Consider the following 20,302-nt stretch of genomic DNA (forward strand, 5'->3'; position numbering starts at 1 on the left):
CACACGGTAAAGCAAATGCCCAAGCTTGTTTGAATAGCGCGTAAACATAGCTACATTCAAAAACAGCAAGAAAAATACAGCTACCTTGGGGGAGAAGTAAAGCTTGCCTGAAATTCACTCATTTAGTCAATATCTATAAAAATCGATATACAAAGGCTTACAAGATGAAGTACATGCATTGTTGTTGGCCAATGGATAGCATTGTTTCAGAGCATTATTACTGCGGAGAATTATCATGGGTGGCATGGTAATAATCATTCAGGATAACGCACGGCTAAGACATCACATTTTGCCCCATGTAAAATAGCATTGCAGGTAGATCCTAGTAGTAATTGCAAGCCATGTACACCATGACTTCCGGTGATAATTAAATCAACGTTTTCTTTCTCTGCAAAAGCAAAGACTTCGCCACTAATATGTCCTATTGGTATATGCAAATCTTGCTCTAGAATATTGAACCTTTTAGCCAAAGGCTGAAGTATCTCTTTGGCACGCTCTGCTAGTGCTCTAGTAGTTCCTATACTATCTATGGGGTCCAAACCCTGCATAGTACCGTATACACCAGCATAGTAAGCGTTTGGTATAGGCTCAACTACATGAATAACACTCAGTTTTGCCTGAGTGAGTTCTTGTAGTTGCGTGACTTTATCTTCGATATAACTCTTCGTCTCATTAAGTTCTGCGGCAAATAAAATATGCTTATACATTAATTTCTCCTTTATTTTAAATAATAATATTTTGCTTATAGCTTGCTTGCGTAACATCAACTTGATATTGATGTTTTAATTTTTGCGCAAGTATATCCATGGCTTCTACTTCCCCATGTACGAGAACTACAGGTGGTTTGTTTTCGAAGCCTTGATACCACTCAAGTAAGCCTTGTTGGTCAGCATGTGCAGAGAATCCGCCAACGGTGTGAATATTTGCTTTAACTTGTACCTTTTCTCCCCACAACTTTATGTGTTCACAGCCATCAACAAGCGATCGACCTAATGTTCCTCTAGCTTGAAAGCCAACAATAAGCACATGAGCATTCTCACGCCAAATATTATGTTTGAAATGGTGTTTAATTCGCCCCCCTGTACACATGCCGCTACCCGCTATAATAATGGCGCCTGAAGATATTTGATTTATTTTCATCGAATATTCAGTTGTTTCTGACATATGCAAGTTAGGTAAATTAAATATCCCATTATCTTGTAGTTGGACATCAATTGCTTCCTTATCGTAAACTTCGCGGTGCTTGGCATAAACATTAGTAGCTTTTATTCCCATAGGACTATCGAGAAAAATTTGCCAATCGCCTAATTGCCACTCCTCAAAATGTTGCTTAAATTCATAAAGTAACTCTTGTGTTCTGCCAACGGTAAAAGCAGGAATTAATATGTTTCCTTTACTACTTTTAGCATTAGCAATAATATTACCCATTTCTTGCCAAGTATCCTGCCAACTACGATGTAATCTGTCACCATATGTACTTTCCATAATAACCAAGTCAGCATGTTTAATCGTGAACGGATCACGTAAAATAGGGGCGTTTTTATGGCCTAAATCGCCACTAAAGACAATCTTTTTACTAACGCCGTTTTCAGTGAGTGCTAATTCAACAATAGCCGAACCAATAATATGACCCGCATCTCTAAGGGTTAGTTTAACGCCTTGGCATACTTCTAACTCGGCATCATAGGTAAGTCCTTTAAAATACTGACAGGTTGTCTCCGCTTCTGCTCTCGTATAAAGGGGGTCTACTAATGCTAAACCTTTACGCTCACGTTTTTTATTTTCCCAGCGGGCTTCCTTTTCGTGAATATAGCCTGAGTCTAGGAGCATAATTTTACATAAATCTACCGTGGTATTATGAGTATAGATACAACCATGAAAACCTTCTTTTATGAGCATGGGTAATCGACCTGTGTGGTCAAGGTGTGCGTGACTGACGATCACCGCATCTAGCTCACTAACATCAAAAGGGAAGGGGTCGTGATTGTGTTTTTCATGCTCATGAGAGCCCTGAAACATCCCACATTCAATAAGTATATTTTTGTTGTTTACTTGCACCAAATAGCAAGAACCCGTGACTTCACGAGTGGCACCGAAAAATTTAATATTCATTTTAGCTCCCATAAGGATTAGTGTGGGTAATACGGATATCTGGTTTGTTGATAAGGTTTTAATGTGTAATTTGGCTGTAAAAAGGACACCAAATCAATAAGCTCGGTCACGGTCATAACATCGTTAAAGACCTTCATCTTTGATTTTCCTTCAGGTGTTCTTAGCTTAGGCGAATGCGGGTTGGAGAATTTATGAGATGGATTAATTATTGAAGTAACTAATTCAGCGTAAGTTATGATTTTAGTTTTCTCACCCCCAAGGGAAACAGAGATATCTTGTTGTTTTACAATACTGGAGTCCTCAACACCTTTTAGTGTGTGGCACGCTAAACATTGGTACTTTAAGAAAACTGTTTTACCTGTTTCAATATTACCTTTAGGCAGGCTAAATCCTCGTGGGGAATCAACCCCTTTATCACAACTGAATAGCGTTAATGACAAAACGATAAGTAAAGTGAATAGAATGTATTTCATTGTTATTCCTTAATTACTTTTTTAAGTTGAATTAATTAAAGCGCTGATCAAAACCATGAGTAAAGTCACACTAGTATTAGAATTTTTTCTTGCTTATTGATATCTACAAATTGTATAGATAAGCATTTTTCTGGTGATATCAAAGACTCTTCTGGGATAGCAGTACAAGTTAAAAAGCAGATGATTCCAAAAAAATTACACATAGCGCTTTCCACTATTAGGTTGATTTTTAGTCTAGTTGTTCTTACTTGAGGATTCTATTTTTTCTTGGAAGGACGTTGATATAGATCAATGATGTAGACGTTAATGAAAAACTAACAGCTTATGAATAAAGTAGGTAAATAACTTTGTCTATCCGATAACACTGAATAAATCATTCAGTGCGCAGCGCTTTTATGGGGGCTAATTTAGCGGCACTTTTTGCCGGGTGAATGCCAGCTAACAAACCAATAAGTGCAGAAAAGCTTAACGAACCTTTAATACATAAATATTAAGGTCAACTGATAGCGCAGGCTGTGTGAAAACTATTTTGAACTTGCGTAATTTGAAAATATCAACGACAAAAGGCTCTGTAGATTTAAATCTGTAGTAAGTTTGGTGTCAAACTACCTTTGAATTTACATAGCGTTGCATAAAAATTGTAAGCTGAGTGTTTTCACACAGCCTGAGCGAACAGTCTACCTAAAGAAAAACCAAAAGCTAACTTCTGCAATACTTATCAAAGTAAGCTTTAATTATTAGATGATGAACGACCGCTGTGGTGGCTAAGCGGACTACTTATTAAAATTAAGATAGGTCGTCTTTGTAGTAAAAGTGATCTGAAGAGATCAATATCAGACATTATGCGTGTAACACATGAAAGCTCGATTTTAGGTTGTCATTTCGCCATGCTGATACTGAAATGAATTCAGCATGACGGAGTTGGTATCAACATGACGTAGTTGTTATCAACATGACGTAGTTGGTATCAACATGGCTGAGTTATTACCAATCAATACCTTTTTGTGCTTTTATATTATTATCAAAAGCATGTTTAATCGATTGCACTTCACTAACCGTATCAGCTAATTCTAAGAGTGAACGATGTGCGCCACGGCCTGTGGCTATTACATGTTGCATCGGCGGGCGATTAGCGATGGCGTCTAGTACTTCATCAAGATCAAGGTATTTAAACGACAGCATGTAAGTCAGTTCATCAAGTAGCACAACATCAATGGTTTCGTCAGCTAATAGTTTCTTTGCTTCTTTCCAAACAAGTTGAGCAGCCGCAATATCGGTTGACTTATCTTGTGTATTCCAAGTAAACCCTGTTGCCATCACGTGAAAAGGTACGCCGAGCTTTTCTAGGACATTTCTTTCGCCACAAGCCCAAGTGCCTTTTATAAACTGAATGGCTGCTGCGTTTAGACCGTGTCCTACTGCGCGAGTTAGCGTGCCAAATCCTGATGTTGACTTACCCTTACCGTTACCTGTAATTACAATTAATATACCGCGTTCATCAGTGGCAGCATCAACTCTTGCATCAACTTTATCTTTTACTTTTTGCATGCGTGCTTGGTGTTTTTCACTTTTTTGTGTTTCGTCAACCATGAGTATTCCTATGGGTAATTATAGTTTTTTTAAAGAGGAGAAAAGGCAAGGCTAACGTTAAGGGGGTCCCTTAAAAAATAGCAATTTACCGTGTATTCCCGCACGATTTTATTGATGTTAATGGTGGTGATTTTATTGTGGATAGGTATGCTGACTCATTGGCAACTCTTAAGTCACTACAATTTACAGTTGCGGGAACAGTCAAGGTTTCTCACCTTATTCCCTAAACACGTTTACGTTGCGTTAGTTTACGAGATTTTTAATTATTTACAATATCTAGCGGCATTAAACATCATTGATTTTATGTTTTTGATAAATAGAATCTAAGGCAAGGAATTTTCAGTAATAAAAATGCCAACAATAGTTGTTGGCATTTTAGTGTTTTCTAATAATAACGTTATTTAACTAAGCCATTGGCTTACCAAATTTTTACACGTTTCTCAGGGGCGATATACATAGCATCACCTTCTTTAACGTTAAACGCTTTGTAGAATTCAGGCATGTTAGATAAAGAGCCTAATGCACGGAACTCACCAGGTGAATGAGGGTCAGTTGCTACTTGATTACGTAATGATTTCTCAACCTTTTTTCCACGCCATACTTGAGCAAAGCCCATGAAGAAACGTTGATCGCCAGTTAGTCCGTCAATTACCGGTGCTTCTTTACCATTTAATGAAGCAATATAAGCTTTATACGCGATAGTTACCCCTGATAAATCACCAATATTCTCGCCCAGTGTTAAAGAACCGTTTACATTTAAGTCTTCAAATACTGAATAGCCATCGTATTGTTTTACCAAGTCATCGGTGCGAACTTTAAAGGCCGCTAAATCTGCTTCAGTCCACCAGTTACGCATGTTACCGTCGCCATCATACTTACTCCCTTGGTCGTCAAATCCGTGACCCATTTCATGACCGATAACCGCGCCAATACCGCCATAGTTAACCGCATCGTCAGCAGCTAAGTTGAAAAATGGTGGCTGTAATATGGCTGCAGGGAAAACAATTTCATTCTTAGTTGGATTGTAATAAGCATTAACAGTTTGCGGCGTCATGCCCCATTCTTGCTTATCAATTGGACCACCTAACTTAGCGACTTCTTTTTGATGAGAAACACTACCAGAACGCATTTTATTGCCAACTAAGTCATCACCTTTAATAACAAGTGCGGAGTAATCTTCCCACTTATTTGGGTAACCAATTTTAGGATCAAAGCTTGCTAGTTTTACATGGGCAGCTTTTTTAGTTGAATCAGACATCCACTCTAGTTCATCAATACTTGCACCATATGCTCCGCGTAAGTTTTCAACAAGTTGTGTCATACGGGTTTTAGCTTCAGGCTTAAAGTGACGGCTCACATAAACTTTACCAATAACCTCACCTAAATTGCTGTTAACTACGCCAACACCACGCTTCCACATTGGACGTTGTTCTTTTTGTCCTCTTAACTGCTGAGAATAAAAGTCAAAATTTTCATTATCTAAATCAGCGGTTAAAGAACCAGCAAAGTTACTTAAGGTATGGAAAGTTAAGTAAGTTTGCCAATCAGCTAATGAGGTTGCTGCAAATATTTCGCCAAAACCTTTAACAAATGAAGGTTGGTTAATAATGATGTCTTTTTGGGCTGATACGCCTTGAGCAGCAAGGTAAGCATTCCAGTTAAATGCATCAGTAACTGTGTTTAAGTCAGCGACATCGAATTTATTGTAAGTTTTACTGCTGTCACGAGTTTCAACTTTTGTCCAATGAAAACCTGCTAATTTAGTTTCAATTGCCATGACCGTTTTCGCAGCAGCTTTACCGTTCTTCAAACCAGCTAAGTTGAACATATTTTCAATATGAGCAACATAACCTTTACGTAATGCGGCAAAACGTTCGGTTTCATCAAAGTAGTAATCTCTGTCGGGTAAGCCTAAACCTGTTTGCCAAATATGAGTGGCATAGCGAGTTGAGTCTTTACCGTCAACGCTGATATAAAACGCTAATGGGCTACCGACACCATTTTTTTGATTTTTACCAAAAAATGTCGCAAGTTCATTCTTGTCTTTTAAACCATTGATGCTATCAAATAATGGTTGGATAGGAGCCGTACCTGCAGTATTACGTGCATCCATGTTCATATATGAACGGAATAAGTCAGCTACTTTTTGCTCGTCGCTGCCCATTTTTAAATTTTCTGTTGCTGCTAATTCTTCAATGATTACTTTTACATTGTCATCAGCTTCGTCACGTAAGTCATAAAAGGCACCAATTGACGTTTTATCTCCAGGGATTTCATTAGCGTTCAACCAAGCACCGTTTACATAACGATAAAAGTTGTCTTGTGGACGAACGGATAAGTCCATTGTTGCTTTGTCGATACCTGAAGCTAATGCAGTTTTTTGCATGATAGGCATTTCTTGCTTAGTTGTCTCAGTGCTTTCTGGATTGTCGTTGCAAGCGGCAAGCAACAATAACGAAGAACAGACTGCACCTGTTATTATTTTTTTCATGGTAATCTCATTATTATTAAGTAAAGAATATGGTTATAAAATGGTAAACGCATTGATACTAAAGGGTTACAGGGCTTTTTACTAGATTTGGACATGAATTTTTACATAATGTATCAGCAGTGCCGTATTTTATTTTGTACATTAAGCCTGATGATTTTTTTATTTTTTTATTTAACTAATTGAAAATAATCGTAATATTTTTCACTTTGATTTTTATCAATATTAATTATTGGCTTTTTTGCTGCCAAATAAAACATTGACTGTGCTATGCTGTGGCTACTTATAGAGTAATCGTTCTCTTACTGAATAACATAAGATGAAGTTTAATTAATGTTTCAACCCGTCAGTTTTTTCATTGGGCTACGCTATAGTCGTAGCCGTAAAAGTTCTGGATTTGTATCCTTTATCACTTTTTTCTCCATTGTCGGTATCGTCCTGGGTGTCGCATCATTGATCACAGTTGTTTCCGTTATGGACGGTTTAGAAGGTGAACAAAAACGGAGAATATTGGGTCTAGTTCCCCATATTGTCGTCGCCAATCAACCTCAGCAAAACAAAAACAATGCTTTACCTACATGGCAAATCCTACGTGAACAATTATTACTTACGCCTAAAGTTAAAGAAGTTACTCCTTTGTTGGAAAGTGAAGCACTCATACAAGCTAATTCTGGCGCATTACGCGGTGTACTCATTCAAGGAATCATGCCTGAATTCGAGCAGCACAATATTGTTAACAACTCTATGGTATCAGGACATTTAGATAATCTATCGACACAGAGCTTTGCCATTGTTATCGGACAGTCGCTAGCAAGGCAACTTGATGTCGATTTGGGTGATAAAATACGTTTAACACTGCCTAATAAAACCGTCTTTACCCCAATGGGGAGAATTCCGGTGCAACGCACCTTTACCATCGCTGGTATTTTTAGTGTTGGCTCACAAGTTGATGAAGGACTGGTCTATATTCACAGTAAAGATGGCGCAAAACTTCATCGACAAAGAGGTGATGGCGTTGAAAAACTTCGTTTGTATCTTGATGATGCTTTTGCTGCTGATCAAGTGGTCAAACGTTTAAAACAACAATATCCACAGTATGATTTTACGACATGGCGCGATACTCAAGGCGCTTTATTTTCTGCTGTGCGCATGGAGAAAAATATGATGTGGTTGATGTTGAGCTTAATTATTGCCGTTGCCGCGTTTAATATTGTTTCCGCTTTAGTGATGGTTGTTATCGAAAAAAAGGGTGAAATTAGTATTTTACAAACACTTGGGCTAGATCGTCTTGGCGTGGTAAAAATATTTATTACTCAAGGTTTAGTTAATGGTTTTTGGGGCGTCACTATCGGTACTGTGGTTGGCGCCATACTAACCTTAAATTTAAACACTATATTTACCCTTCTCGGTGTTAATTTATTGGGAGCAGGGCAGTCTTTGCCCGTCGAACTATCAGTGAACAATGTGTTTAGTATTGTTTTATCAGCGTTAGCGATGAGTTTTATTGCTACATTATATCCCGCTTATCAGGCTTCTTTAACAGAGCCTGCCGAGGTTTTACGAAATGAGTAAAGGTTTACTTTGTCAGCAATTATCAAAGTCATATTATCAAGGTAGCATTGAAACCAAAGTCTTAGACGGGCTTGATTTGTCAGTAGATGCGGGTGAACTTGTTGCTATAGTGGGCAGCTCTGGTTGTGGTAAAAGTACTTTTTTACATATAGCTGGAGCACTAGATTCTCCGTCTTCAGGGCAGGTCTTTATTAGCGGTGTTGATATCCACCAGTTATCTGACAAGCAACGTGCTAAATTTCGCAATAAACATATTGGTTTTATTTATCAATTCCATCATTTAATGATGGAGTTTTCAGCACAAGAAAACGTGGCAATGCCTTTACTGATTCGCGGGGATTCACCTAAATCGGCCCTAGCTGCCGCACAAGAAATGCTCACACAGGTTGGGTTAAGTCACCGCTTTGAGCACCGGCCCTCCGCGCTTTCTGGTGGTGAGCGTCAACGTGTCGCTATTGCTCGGGCATTAGTGACTAAACCTTCATTAATATTAGCTGATGAACCAACAGGTAATTTAGACTTTGATACCGCAGAGCAAATATATCAGTTATTACGTGACCTTAATAAAACGGTAAACACCAGTTTTGTTATTGTTACCCATGACTTAATACTTGCTGCCAGAATGGATCGTCAACTACGTTTATCGCACGGCCGGTTAGCGCCCCTTGAAAGTTAAGGCTTTTAAATGACCAAATCATTAAGTTTATTTTTAGGTTTACGTTATGTGCGTAGCCGAAACGGTAATGGCTTCTCTTCGTTTATTTCAGCATCTTCCACTATCGGTATTGCGCTTGGTGTAATGGTATTGATTATAGTGCTCTCAGCAATGAACGGTTTCGAGCGAGCATTAGCGCAACATTTGCTGTCGGTTATTCCTCACGGTGAGCTAATTGCTATTAATACGCCGATAGATAACTGGCAAAAACACGTGGCGAAAGCACAACAACATCCACAAGTGATAGCCGCTGCACCTGTGATAAAACTTACCGGTATGATGCAACATGGCAGTGAACTCAAAGCCGTTGCTGTGCGTGGTGTCGATGTAAAGTTAGAACAGCAAGTTTCTACCATTGCCGATTATATGATTGCCGGCAGCTGGCAAGCGATCGTTGATAATGAAAATACCGAAAACCCTACGGTTAGTGTTGTTATCGGTTCGGGAGTTGCAAAAAAATTACAACTTGAATTAGGCGACTCACTACAATTGTTACTATCGAGTGTTATTGCCCAAAAAAATAACCAGCAAGCGAGTGCTAAATTTCCTGTGCCGGTTAAGCACCAAGTAAAAGTTGTTGGCATTTTTAAATTTGGCGGTACGATTGACGAAAACTCTGTATATCTTTCACTTGAGCATGCCGAAAAAATGGTTAATCTCGCGAAGGGGCAAGTTCAGGGAATTCGCATAAAAGTAGCTGATGTTTTTCAAGCGCCCCAGGTAACACGTGATGTTGCTTATAGCTTTGATGATACTTATGTTGCCATTTATGATTGGACACGAAGTCACGGCCATATTTTTAATGATATACAACTTGTACGATTAGTGATGTTTATTGTTTTAATATTAGTCATAGCGGTAGCAAGTTTTAATATTGTTTCAACGCTTATTATGGCAGTCAATGAGAAAAAAGGTGATATCGCTATTTTAAAAACTATGGGAGCACCGGCGAGCGTTATAATGATGACCTTTATGTTTCAAGGACTGGTTAATGGAGTCGTGGGTTGTCTAGTGGGGACAGTGTTAGGTATTGTTATCTCATTAAATTTAACTGATATTGTTACTGCAGTAGAAACACTTCTTAACGTAAAAGTGTTATCAGGTGATATCTATTTTATCGACTTTCTTCCCACTCACTTAAGCCAAGCTGACGTTGTAATTACTGTTTTTACTGCTTTACTGATGAGTCTACTGGCGACTATTTACCCCGCATGGCAAGCAACTAAAGTTGAGCCAGCGCAGGTGTTAGGACAAATGTAGCGGGTTTCACTTTTATATTATTAACCGATAATTTTTATCACCTACGCGAGACTAGAGCAGATTTTTACTTTCTACTTTTACGTTTATTCCATTGTTTGATAACAGAATATCGCCATAGACCATGTATGGCAAAATAACCTATTAGCGAGAAAAGTACCGCTAGCACGCCACAGCCAAGTAAAAATGCTGGTCCAATAGTTGATAAACTATCAACCAGCCATTGCCAATTCGCTTCAAATACAAATTCTTTTTCAGATCGGCCTAGTAGCCAGATGCCAACCATATAACAGCCATAAAAAATTGCGGGTATTGTGAGCGGATTAGTTATCCAAACGAGTGCAACAGAAAGTGGCAAATTCGAATGTACTATAATAGCAACACCAGCAGCTAAAACCATTTGAAAAGGTACCGGGATAAAGGCAAAAAATAAACCTACGGCAAAAGCTTTTGCGACAGAATTACGGTTTAAATGCCATAAGTTGGGGTTATGCAATGACGCACCAAAAATTTTTAAATGTTTATTATTTTTTATGGTGTGGTGATCCGGCATATAACGCTTGAAGAGTTTTTTAGGCATATACTTACTTATATTATCTAGGCTTTATTTATCGATTAGACAGATACGGAAATTAATCACTATGGAACGGTGGCTATTTACATTTTTTATCGGTGCTATTTTGTCACTATTCTTACCGATAGTACCAGACATTTCGCAAGTTTATATTTGTTTTTGTTTTGCTGTCATTTTTTGTCTCATCAAAAGGTTACGGAGTTATAGTGGGCTCTTTTTTGGCTGTGCTTGGTTACTCTATGCTGGCTTCGTTTATCAAAATATATGGCAAGTTAATAGCCTAATTACAGATGATTTTTTCGGTACAACCTTAACGGTAAGAGGTGTGGTTGCTAATATTCCAAAGTCATTAACGCGTAAAACAAACAAGGATGAAAGGGTTAAACAAGTATCACGTTTTAATTTTGTTGTTGAAGAAGTCAATCAACAAAAACTTCAATCAAAGATAAATATTCGTCTGCGTTGGGATCATAAGTCTGTTAAACCGGATCACTTAAAAAAAGTTACTAAGATTAACCAAGGCCAGAAATGGCAACTTACGGTGCGAGTAAAACCTGCCCATGGTTTTGCAAATATTGGCGGTTTTAGCTATCAAACATGGTTAAGACAAAAGGAACTCCATGCTACTGGCTATGTAAAACATTCAGCAAAAAATAAATTAATAGCAGCGCAGCCTAGTTATCGTCAACAATTGTACCTGCAACTCAATGCATTAATAGACTCATTGACTTTAACAAACGAGCTGCACCATTTTATTTTTGCTCTTACCTTTGGCGAGCGTGGCAAAATTACGGCTGAGCAATGGCAAGTTTTACAAGCAACAGGAACACAGCATTTAATGGCTATTTCTGGCTTACACTTAGGCTTAATTGCCAGTGGTGCTTTTGGATTCATCTTGATGTTTTTTCGCTATAGTCCGTTTTACTTACTGTTAACTCAAAAAGGCAAGTTATGGTTGGTAAAAAAGAACAGCCGTATCGTGGCTTTCGCTTTTAGTAGCTTAGTCGCACTATTTTATGCTTATCTGGCCGGCTTTTCTTTACCCACATTACGTGCCTTGATCATGATGCAAATATTTATTTGCGCTAAGCTCGTGGGGGTTAAATTAACAATAATACGTTGGTTATTACTGAGTATCGTTTTCATTATATTAATATCACCCTTTAGTCTATTTAGTGTCAGTTTTTGGCTAAGCGTTTATGCGGTATCACTGATATTATTGGTTATCTGGCGATGTCGAAAGTTACTCTTAACATCAGGTGATGGTCAAGTTGACAAAATAAAAGCCTGGCTCCACTCTCTAATTATTATACAGCTAGGTTTAACATTATTTATGTTGCCCGTGGCGGCTTTATTGAATCATCAACTGCCTCTTTCTGCATTACTTGCTAATATTATTGCCGTGCCTTGGATGAGCTTTACCGCTATTCCGTTATGTTTATTGGCTGTGGTTGCTATGCCTTTTAGTGAAACGCTGGCTATGTTTTTTCTTGAGTTATCGTTAATATCATTAACGTTTATTTGGCAGTGGCTAAGTTACTTATCGAGCCAACAATGGCTGTTTATCGACGTTAGCCATCAGACATTAATGATTATTTTGATAATCAGCGGTTTATGCTTCATCAGTTATTTTTTAGCCTTACCCAAAAAAGTACTGGCTGTTGCGCTATTACTGACTTTTTTATTCAGTTATATGTTTTTTAATGGCCAACAAAAAAATGATGATTGGCAAGTAAATGTCCTTGATGTTGGGCAAGGTTTAGCGGTTGTTATTGAAAGGCATGGGCAGGCTATTTTATACGATACTGGGGCAAGTTACCCCAGTGGATTTAACTTGGCAGAAAGTGTGGTTTTTCCTTATTTACAGTATCAAGGTTTGACCACTCTTGACTATTTACTGTTAAGTCATGCAGATAACGACCATGCTGGTGGCTTGGCTTTTATCGATAAAAAAATGGCGCTAAATAAAATTATCGTTAAGCACATCAAATATAATCAACCGGTAGAAGATGTTGGCAGGTATAGTTTTGTTAACATGTACAGTTGTAAACAAGGCGATGACTTTACTTGGCAAGGTCTCACTTTTTCTGTGTTGTGGCCGGTGGTTCTTGAAGATAAAGAAAATGATAATTCGTGCGTGATCCATATTTCTGATGGTAAATATAAGGTGCTATTAACGGGTGATATTCCTCATAAAGTTGAAAAAATACTGGTCGCTAATACTGAAATCGCTAATCAGTTAAAAGCTGATGTTATTGTTGCGCCGCACCATGGCTCTAAAACCTCATCAAGTACGCGTTTTATTAAAGCGGTTTCACCCGAGGCCGTTATCTTTAGTGCGGGTTTTATGAATCGATGGAAGATGCCTAATAAAGCGGTACTTAAACGTTATCATCAGCTTAATGTAACGCCGTATGCAACTGCTGAGCATGGAATGATCCGCATAAACATTACCGAACAAGCCCTTGAAATTCAATCTTATCGTCTGCATATCAAGCCATATTGGTTTGCTAATTAACGTTGTAAATATTATTAGTTGGTTGCAACTAAGAAATAACGCTAAAATGGCTTGGATATGAATAATTAATCGCGAAGTCACAGAGAGACTGAATGTTAGCAAGTAAAAGCAAAGTAGCCGCACAAGCCACAACGTGGCAAAATTTTAAACGCTTAATGAGTTATGCCAAACCTTACAAAGCAGGGTTTGTCATCGCTATATTAGGGATGCTTGGCTATGCCGGTATCGACACTTTATTTTTCTCGCAGTTACAGCCATTAATCGATGATGGTTTAACTGATGCTAATCCTAACTTTATGAAGTGGGCCCCACTTTTTGTTATTGTTTGTTTTATTATCCGAGGTATCTGCCATTTTTTTGGTAATTATTGTTTAGCTTGGGTGGGTAATAATGTCGTTACCGATTTAAGACAAAATTTATTCGAACACATTATGGCGCTACCGGTGACTTTTCATGATAAAGAGTCTACTGGAACGTTAATCTCTAAACTGACCTTTGATACTGAGCAAGTCCTTAATGCAACCAGTAAAGCGTTGCTTACCTTAGTACAACAAGGTGCTATGGTGATTGGCTTTCTCGCGGTTATGTTTTACAACAGTTGGCAGTTATCAGCAATATTCCTCCTTATAACTCCTATTATCGCTATTATTGTTACTGTGGTTTCGAAACGTTTTCGCCAAGTTAGTAAAAAAATTCAAAATGCGATGGGAGAAGTCACTTCTGCTGCCGAGCAGACCTTTAACGCGCATAAGGTTGTCTTAACCTTTGGCGGGCAAGAACGTGAATTCGAACGTTTTGGTCAGATAAATAAACATAATCGCCAACAGCGCATGAAAATGGTGGCCACTAAATCTTTCAGCGTACCCTTAATACAAATTATCGCTTCTTTTGCGTTAGCGTTTGTACTTTACGTTGCTAATTTAGAAAGTATGAAAGCAAGCTTAACGCCAGGGATTTTCATAACGGTGATTACTTGTATGACTATGCTACTGAGACCTTTAAAGTTACTAACTACGGTTAACAGCGACTTTCAAAATGGTATGGCGGCTTGTGTTAGTATTTTTGCGGTGCTTGACCAAGAAAATGAAAAAGACACGGGCCAACAATCTCTTGAGAAAGCCAAAGGAACACTTGCTTTTGAACAAGTTGATTTTTCTTATACTAATGACGAAAAATTAGCGCTTACTCAACTAAGCTTTACCGCGAATGCTGGCGAAACAGTGGCTTTGGTTGGTCGCTCGGGGAGTGGAAAATCAACCGCCAGTGCAATTTTACTGCGCTTCTATGATGCAACAGCGGGTAAAGTATTAATTGATGGAAAAGACATTACCTCATACAAGTTGAAAGACTTACGTGCTCAGTTTGCTTATGTTTCTCAGCAAGTGGTGTTATTCAATGACTCTATCGCTAATAATATTGCCTATGGTAAACCCAGTGCCAGTCGTGACGAAGTTTTAGCTGCGGCTAAAAGTGCTCATGTGCTTGAGTTTGCAGAAAATATGGTTGATGGAATAGATACTAATATTGGTGATAATGGTGCTTTACTTTCTGGTGGACAACGCCAACGTGTTGCTATCGCTCGAGCATTATTGTGTGATGCTCCTTTTTTAATTCTTGATGAAGCAACCAGTGCTTTAGATACCGAGTCAGAACGTCATATTCAAGATGCTTTGCAAGTTTTACAAAAAGATCGTACCTGTATTGTTATTGCTCATCGCTTGTCTACCATTGAAAATGCCGATAAAATTATTGTTATGGAACAAGGGAAAATTCTTGAACAGGGCGATCATCAAACGTTATTAGCAAAAGAAGGTGCTTATGCAAAATTACACAACTTTCAATTTAGCGAATAAAGTGACGGTTGAGATTTTGCTATGCGCTTAATTGAAAAGGTTTGGTTTTTTCAACACCCAGCAAAATGGCTGCTCGTGCCGTTATTGTTACCGTTAACCGTTATTTTTTGGTTACTATCCGCGTTGCGACGAAAATGCTATCAACTGTATTTTTTTAAATCTTTTGGTATCGATATCCCTGTGGTGGTGGTGGGTAATATTGGTATTGGTGGTAACGGAAAAACACCGATGGTTTTGTATTTAATTAAGCAATGCTTAGCACAAAACATGAAAGTTGGCGTTATTAGTCGAGGTTATGGCGGACAAGCACCGCACTATCCCTATTTACTCAATGCAAGCAGTAGTGCAGCTGAAACAGGCGATGAGCCTTTATTAATTTATCAACGCCATGGTATTCCTGTTGTGGTTGGCGGCGATCGAGTGGCGAGTGCCAGGTTGTTAATGCAGCAAGGCTGCGACCTTATTATTGCTGATGATGGTTTACAACACTATCGCTTAGAACGAGATTTTGAGCTTATTGTTATTGACGGTAAACGCGTGTTTGGAAATGGCTTGTTATTACCCGCAGGGCCATTACGTGAAGGTTTATGGCGTTTAAAAACAGTCGACGCGCTTATCTTTAATGGCGCAACGCCAACCGATAATAAAGTCTATCCAGTCGGTATACCACAAATAACAATGACTTTAATGGCAAAAATGGTGGTCAATGTTAAAACCAAGCAGGAACTATCATTAACTGATTTTTATCAACAGTTTAATGATAACGAAAGTAACACTAAGTGTATCAATGCTATCGCCGGTATTGGTGACCCTAGCCGTTTTTTTAAAACCTTAGTTGATAGTGGTTTTAGTCTTGAAGCATCGGTAGGTTTCAAAGATCATCAGCATTATAATGAAGCACAATTTGTCAGTTTTTCTGACGATATTCCACTTTTGATGACAGAAAAAGACGCGGTAAAATGTACGTCTTTTGCTAAAAATAACTGGTGGTATTTACCGGTTGATGCCCATATTGAAAATAAACAAATAACGCCATTTTTAGATGCGCTATTTGACAAAGTAAAAGCAGATAAACTGAGCCGTATTAAGGCTAGATTCACGCTAAGTTAACTAATAAATAAACTGATAAATAAGAGAATAAACATGGCATTTGATGTAAAACTAATGGAAATATTAGCTTGTCCAGCATGCAAGGGCAAACTTGATTACAATAAAGAACAACAAGAATTGATCTGTAGATTCGACCGCCTTGCTTACGCTATTGAAAAAGGTATTCCGGTCTTGTTAGAAAGTGAAGCGCGCCGTATTACTGAAAATGACTAATTAAATATATTTGGAGAATTAAATGTCTTTTATTGTTGTAATACCTGCTCGGTTTGAGTCGTCTCGTTTACCGGGAAAAGTGTTAGCCGATATTAATGGTAAGCCGATGATCCAATGGGTTGTTGAAAAAGCCCAGCAAAGCGGTGCTAGCCAAGTGATTGTAGCCACTGATAATAAGCAGGTTGAAGAAGCGGTATTAGCATTTGGTGGCGAGGTTTGTAAAACTCGTGCCGATCATCAATCGGGTACCGAACGTTTAGCCGAAGTGATGAACATTTATAACTTTGACGATGATCAGGTTATCGTTAATGTTCAGGGGGATGAGCCTTTTATTCCCGCTGAAAATATTGCTCAAGTTGCCAGAAATCTAGCGGACCAGCAAAGAACAAACCAGCAACAAGCTAGAATGGCGACACTTGCTGTGCATATCCACGACGTTGAAGAGGCTTTTAATCCTAACGCGGTTAAAGTGTTAACAGATAAACACGGTTATGCGATGTACTTTAGCCGTTCGACGATCCCTTATGACCGAGACCGCTTTCTTAATGAGGAAAGTGTCGCTGCTATTGGCGATTTTTATTTACGCCATATTGGTATCTACGCCTATCGTGCTGGGTTCATTAAAGATTACGTGCAATGGCCGGCCAGTCAATTAGAGCAAATTGAGTCTTTAGAACAACTGCGCGTATTATGGCAAGGTGAAAAAATTCATGTTGCGGTAGCAGAAACTCGTTTAGCTGTTGAAGGGGTTGATACGCCAGAAGACCTAGAAAAAGCTAGAGCTTACGCTTTAACGCTTTAATTTTTTATAAAATTAAATAAAATAAAAAAAGGCCTTATGTTTTCACATAAGGCCTTTTTATTACGCTAACGAAATATTATTTTAATAGTTCAAGCGCTTTAACACAGCGACCAATTTGTTGATGGCTAGCTTTGACTGTCTTTAACACTTGTGGCTTCATACCACTGTAGTCTTTAATCAGTTGCGCTAATTCTGCTTCACTGACTGCATTACATTGTGTCGGCAACATGCTACCGGCAAAAGACTCTAATAAACCTAAATCACTTCCTTCATTTAATTTAGGAATGTGTGCGAGAATTTTAGCTTTATAAGGCGCTTCTAAAGCTTGTTGCTCACCAGGGAATAAACCCCACATAATATAACGAAGGGTAGAAAGTTTTAGTTTGTCAGGGTTATTAATAACGATGTTAAACCATTTTTCTTTAACTTCAGCCTCAGGTCGAATAACTTCTGCATAAATAGCACTTTTAACACCTGAATCGGTAATGTCTTTTTTGGCTTCAGTGTTCAATAATGCTTGGTAATTACCATGTTGGTAACGGTTCATTTTAGCAATTAATGTCCAGCGCTTGTCTTGATCTATGGTAATACCATCAAAACTTTTTTCACCGTTCAAAATGTTTTGTAAGCGATTTAAATGCTTAGTTGTTTTCGTTACACTAACATAACGGCCATACCAAAGTTTTTGGAAATCTGAACCCGCTTCGGCATTTTCTAATAAACGTAAGTATAAGTTTTCAACGTCCATATAAAGCGCTGTATAATCTTTTTGCTCTAAGCGTGTTGCAACAGTTAGAAAGCCTAAAGCCGAGGTTAAGGTACTCGCAATTTTACGTGATACGTTATAATCGCTTTCACCTTCAATATTAGCCATGGCAAACGTTACCAACTGGTCAGCGGCTAAATTTGCATCGTTGACGCTGTCAGACAAACTCTGCCATAGCATTAAGCGCATAGTGGGGTTATCAATCGCATTAATGTGTTGTTGTGCTGATGCCAATGACTTTTCATCAAGATCTACTTTTACGTAACCCCAATCGGCTTCGTTTGGATAAACCAAATCAGGACATGCTTGACCTATCACGGCCTTAATCTCAGTGGTCGCACCTTTATACATAATAGGTGTTGCAGAGGTTAAGTTCATCGCATTACCATCAGCACTAACATTGTATAAACCTATTTGAACACGTTGTTCACGTAATGTTGGGTAACCTTCTGGTGCTGTTTGGTTTATTGCAAACGCGCTAATCTTATCGTCACTACATTGGTAATTAACTTTGATGGTGTTTAAGCCTGCATTATATAACCAGTCTTGTGTCCACTGGGTCATATCTTTACCTGCAGCTTTGCCTAATTCACCGATAAAATCTTCTAAATCAGTATTTTGGTAAGAAAACTTTTTCAAGTAATTGCTGACACCAATACGGAAATTTTCTTCACCTAAATAATAAGGCAACTGCTTTAATACTGATGCGCCTTTACCGTAGGTAATACCGTCAAAATTTGACAAAGCAACACCCGTAGAAGCAACAGGTAGTTCTATCGCATGAGTGTTCACTGAGTCATCAGTGCGGTAAGCCCATTGTTTAGTACCAGAGTAGAATACATCCCAGTTGTTCTCAAAGTCGCTGGCTTCTGCAATAGCTAAGTTGGCCATATAAGTAGCAAAACTTTCATTTAACCATAAGCCGTTCCACCAGCGCATGGTGACTAAATCACCAAACCACATGTGTGCCATTTCATGAGCAATAACATTAGCAAGACTCATACGAGCACTAGTTGATTTCTCTCCACGTGCAATATAGCCTTCATTGAATGTAACCGCAGCAACGTTTTCCATAGCACCGGCATTAAAGTCAGGTGCGACAATTTGGTCATATTTGCCAAAAGGGTATTGCACATCAAAGTACTTATTGAAGAAGGCAAAACTTTGTTTGGTTGGAATAAACCATTCGTCAGTTTTAACGTATTCGGCTAAACTTTGACGAGCAAATAAACGCAATTTCATCCCTTCAAAATCATCTTCCCATACAGCGTAATTACCCGCATGAAGAGAGAAAACATAAGAAGAGAATCTTGCTGAAGCAGGGAATGACCATACTTTGTTATCACCGCTTTCGCTAATAGTTGTTTCGCGAGTGGCGCTAATTATTTGCCAATGAGCGGGAGCGGTCACTTGTATTTCGTAGCTGGCTTTTAAATCAGGTTGATCAAAGTGAGGAAATAATCGGTTCGCGTCATAAGGTTCAAAATCGGTGTATAAGTAAACTTCACCATTTTTAGGGTCAACAAAACGATGGAAACCAGAGCCGTCAGTAGAGTAAGGACGCTGGTAATCTATAGTAATACTTTGCTTACCCGCAGTTAACTCGCTAGCAGGAATAGTGATAAACCATTTTTCATAGCTAAACTTAACTACTTTGCCATTAACTTTTAATGACTTTATAGTACCTTCATCAAAATCTATGGTTAAATCATTTTGATTGTTCTCTACTAAGTCAAAGAGTAATTCGGTAGAGCCAGAAAAACTTTCGCTTTTATTATCAATCGTCACACTTAATTTATAGCTAACGTTGCTGACTTGTTTAGCACGCATCTCAGCATAAACTGCTTCAAGTGATTCACTTTGAGTGCGTAATAAACTTGTTTGTTGTTGTACGGTTTCAGCGACTGCTGAGTCGCTTGCTGTGTCTGCTTTTTCACAGCCCATCAGTGCAACACTTGAGCCAATAATAGCAATGGACAGCGCCTTAGCTATTTGAGATTTATTTAATATCATTTACCCAGATCCTACTTTATTATTTTTAAGATTTCCTAGTGGAAACACTTTTCATTGTAAATACCTCAGTATTTATATCATATAAGCGGGGGAAATTTACTTCAGTCATCGCGTAAATAATGGAGTTGATCGAATTTCAACTGATTTTTAACAAAGCTTGCTTTTTATCAACTTATTTTTATCTACTTTTTTAATTAAAACAGAGTGGTATTAGTATTTTCTTAGTATTTATTCATGTCAAATAAG

At 38.4% G+C, this 20,302-nt stretch carries 15 protein-coding genes and 1 riboswitch; of the genes, 8 read left to right on the plus strand and 7 right to left on the minus strand.

All coding sequences use genetic code 11. From position 1 onward, the window contains the following. Positions 1-254: 254 nt before the first annotated feature. The 5 genes from H4J62_RS09310 to H4J62_RS09330 form a co-directional block, all read right to left on the minus strand. Entirely contained in the window at positions 255-707 is a 453-nt protein-coding gene (locus tag H4J62_RS09310) for a universal stress protein (RefSeq protein WP_182215107.1), read from the minus strand. A gap of 16 nt (positions 708-723) precedes the next feature. After that, entirely contained in the window at positions 724-2,112 is a 1,389-nt protein-coding gene (locus H4J62_RS09315; RefSeq protein ID WP_182215105.1) for an MBL fold metallo-hydrolase RNA specificity domain-containing protein, read from the minus strand. A 17-nt stretch (positions 2,113-2,129) separates the two neighbouring features. Beyond that, positions 2,130-2,585 (minus strand): c-type cytochrome, encoded by a 456-nt coding sequence (locus H4J62_RS09320; RefSeq protein WP_182215103.1) that lies wholly within the window; start codon positions 2,583-2,585, stop codon positions 2,130-2,132. A 984-nt stretch (positions 2,586-3,569) separates the two neighbouring features. Further along, positions 3,570-4,175 carry a cob(I)yrinic acid a,c-diamide adenosyltransferase gene (gene cobO, locus H4J62_RS09325; RefSeq protein WP_182215101.1) on the minus strand — a complete coding sequence of 202 codons (606 nt, stop codon included), beginning with the start codon at positions 4,173-4,175 and terminating at the stop codon, positions 3,570-3,572. 122 nt (positions 4,176-4,297) lie between these two features. Continuing rightward, positions 4,298-4,442, minus strand: a riboswitch (cobalamin riboswitch). Between the two features lie 151 nt (positions 4,443-4,593). After that, a complete protein-coding gene (locus H4J62_RS09330; RefSeq protein WP_182215099.1) occupies positions 4,594-6,666 on the minus strand; it encodes a M13 family metallopeptidase in 2,073 nt (690 codons plus the stop codon). 330 nt (positions 6,667-6,996) lie between these two features. On the opposite strand from H4J62_RS09330, the gene H4J62_RS09335 reads away from it, so the two are divergent. Genes H4J62_RS09335 through lolE form a run of 3 tightly spaced genes read left to right on the plus strand, consistent with a single transcriptional unit; the run spans position 6,997 to position 10,210 of the window. Beyond that, positions 6,997-8,235, plus strand: coding sequence for a lipoprotein-releasing ABC transporter permease subunit (locus H4J62_RS09335; RefSeq protein ID WP_182215097.1), 1,239 nt, complete (start codon positions 6,997-6,999; stop codon positions 8,233-8,235). After that, the gene (lolD, locus tag H4J62_RS09340; protein WP_182215095.1) at positions 8,228-8,911 is read left to right on the plus strand and encodes a lipoprotein-releasing ABC transporter ATP-binding protein LolD; all 684 of its coding nucleotides are present in this window, start codon (positions 8,228-8,230) and stop codon (positions 8,909-8,911) included. Before H4J62_RS09335 ends, lolD begins: the two co-directional genes overlap by 8 nt. Before the next feature lie 9 nt (positions 8,912-8,920). Then, positions 8,921-10,210 carry a lipoprotein-releasing ABC transporter permease subunit LolE gene (gene lolE, locus H4J62_RS09345; protein WP_182215093.1) on the plus strand — a complete coding sequence of 430 codons (1,290 nt, stop codon included), beginning with the start codon at positions 8,921-8,923 and terminating at the stop codon, positions 10,208-10,210. A 64-nt stretch (positions 10,211-10,274) separates the two neighbouring features. Here lolE and H4J62_RS09350 read toward each other — a convergent pair whose 3' ends face one another. After that, the gene (locus H4J62_RS09350; RefSeq protein WP_182215091.1) at positions 10,275-10,787 is read right to left on the minus strand and encodes a DUF2062 domain-containing protein; all 513 of its coding nucleotides are present in this window, start codon (positions 10,785-10,787) and stop codon (positions 10,275-10,277) included. A gap of 61 nt (positions 10,788-10,848) precedes the next feature. Here H4J62_RS09350 and H4J62_RS09355 point away from each other — a divergent pair, with 61 nt between their 5' ends. From H4J62_RS09355 to kdsB, 5 genes are all read left to right on the plus strand, one after another. Then, a complete protein-coding gene (locus H4J62_RS09355) occupies positions 10,849-13,299 on the plus strand; it encodes a DNA internalization-related competence protein ComEC/Rec2 (protein WP_182215089.1) in 2,451 nt (816 codons plus the stop codon). Between the two features lie 92 nt (positions 13,300-13,391). Beyond that, positions 13,392-15,152, plus strand: a complete 1,761-nt coding sequence (msbA, locus tag H4J62_RS09360) for a lipid A export permease/ATP-binding protein MsbA (RefSeq protein ID WP_182215087.1) — start codon at positions 13,392-13,394, stop codon at positions 15,150-15,152. Positions 15,153-15,173: 21 nt separating this feature from the next. Next, the gene (gene lpxK / locus H4J62_RS09365) at positions 15,174-16,262 is read left to right on the plus strand and encodes a tetraacyldisaccharide 4'-kinase (RefSeq protein WP_182215085.1); all 1,089 of its coding nucleotides are present in this window, start codon (positions 15,174-15,176) and stop codon (positions 16,260-16,262) included. A 33-nt stretch (positions 16,263-16,295) separates the two neighbouring features. Further along, positions 16,296-16,475 (plus strand): Trm112 family protein, encoded by a 180-nt coding sequence (locus tag H4J62_RS09370; protein WP_070376055.1) that lies wholly within the window; start codon positions 16,296-16,298, stop codon positions 16,473-16,475. A 22-nt stretch (positions 16,476-16,497) separates the two neighbouring features. Then, positions 16,498-17,277 carry a 3-deoxy-manno-octulosonate cytidylyltransferase gene (gene kdsB / locus H4J62_RS09375; RefSeq protein ID WP_146798336.1) on the plus strand — a complete coding sequence of 260 codons (780 nt, stop codon included), beginning with the start codon at positions 16,498-16,500 and terminating at the stop codon, positions 17,275-17,277. Positions 17,278-17,353: 76 nt separating this feature from the next. Here the strand turns inward: kdsB and pepN are convergent, their stop codons facing one another. Beyond that, positions 17,354-20,056, minus strand: a complete 2,703-nt coding sequence (gene pepN / locus H4J62_RS09380; protein WP_182215083.1) for an aminopeptidase N — start codon at positions 20,054-20,056, stop codon at positions 17,354-17,356. Between the last annotated feature and the right edge of the window lie 246 nt (positions 20,057-20,302).

Source organism: Colwellia sp. BRX8-5 (assembly GCF_014077325.1).
Lineage (GTDB): Bacteria > Pseudomonadota > Gammaproteobacteria > Enterobacterales > Alteromonadaceae > Colwellia_A.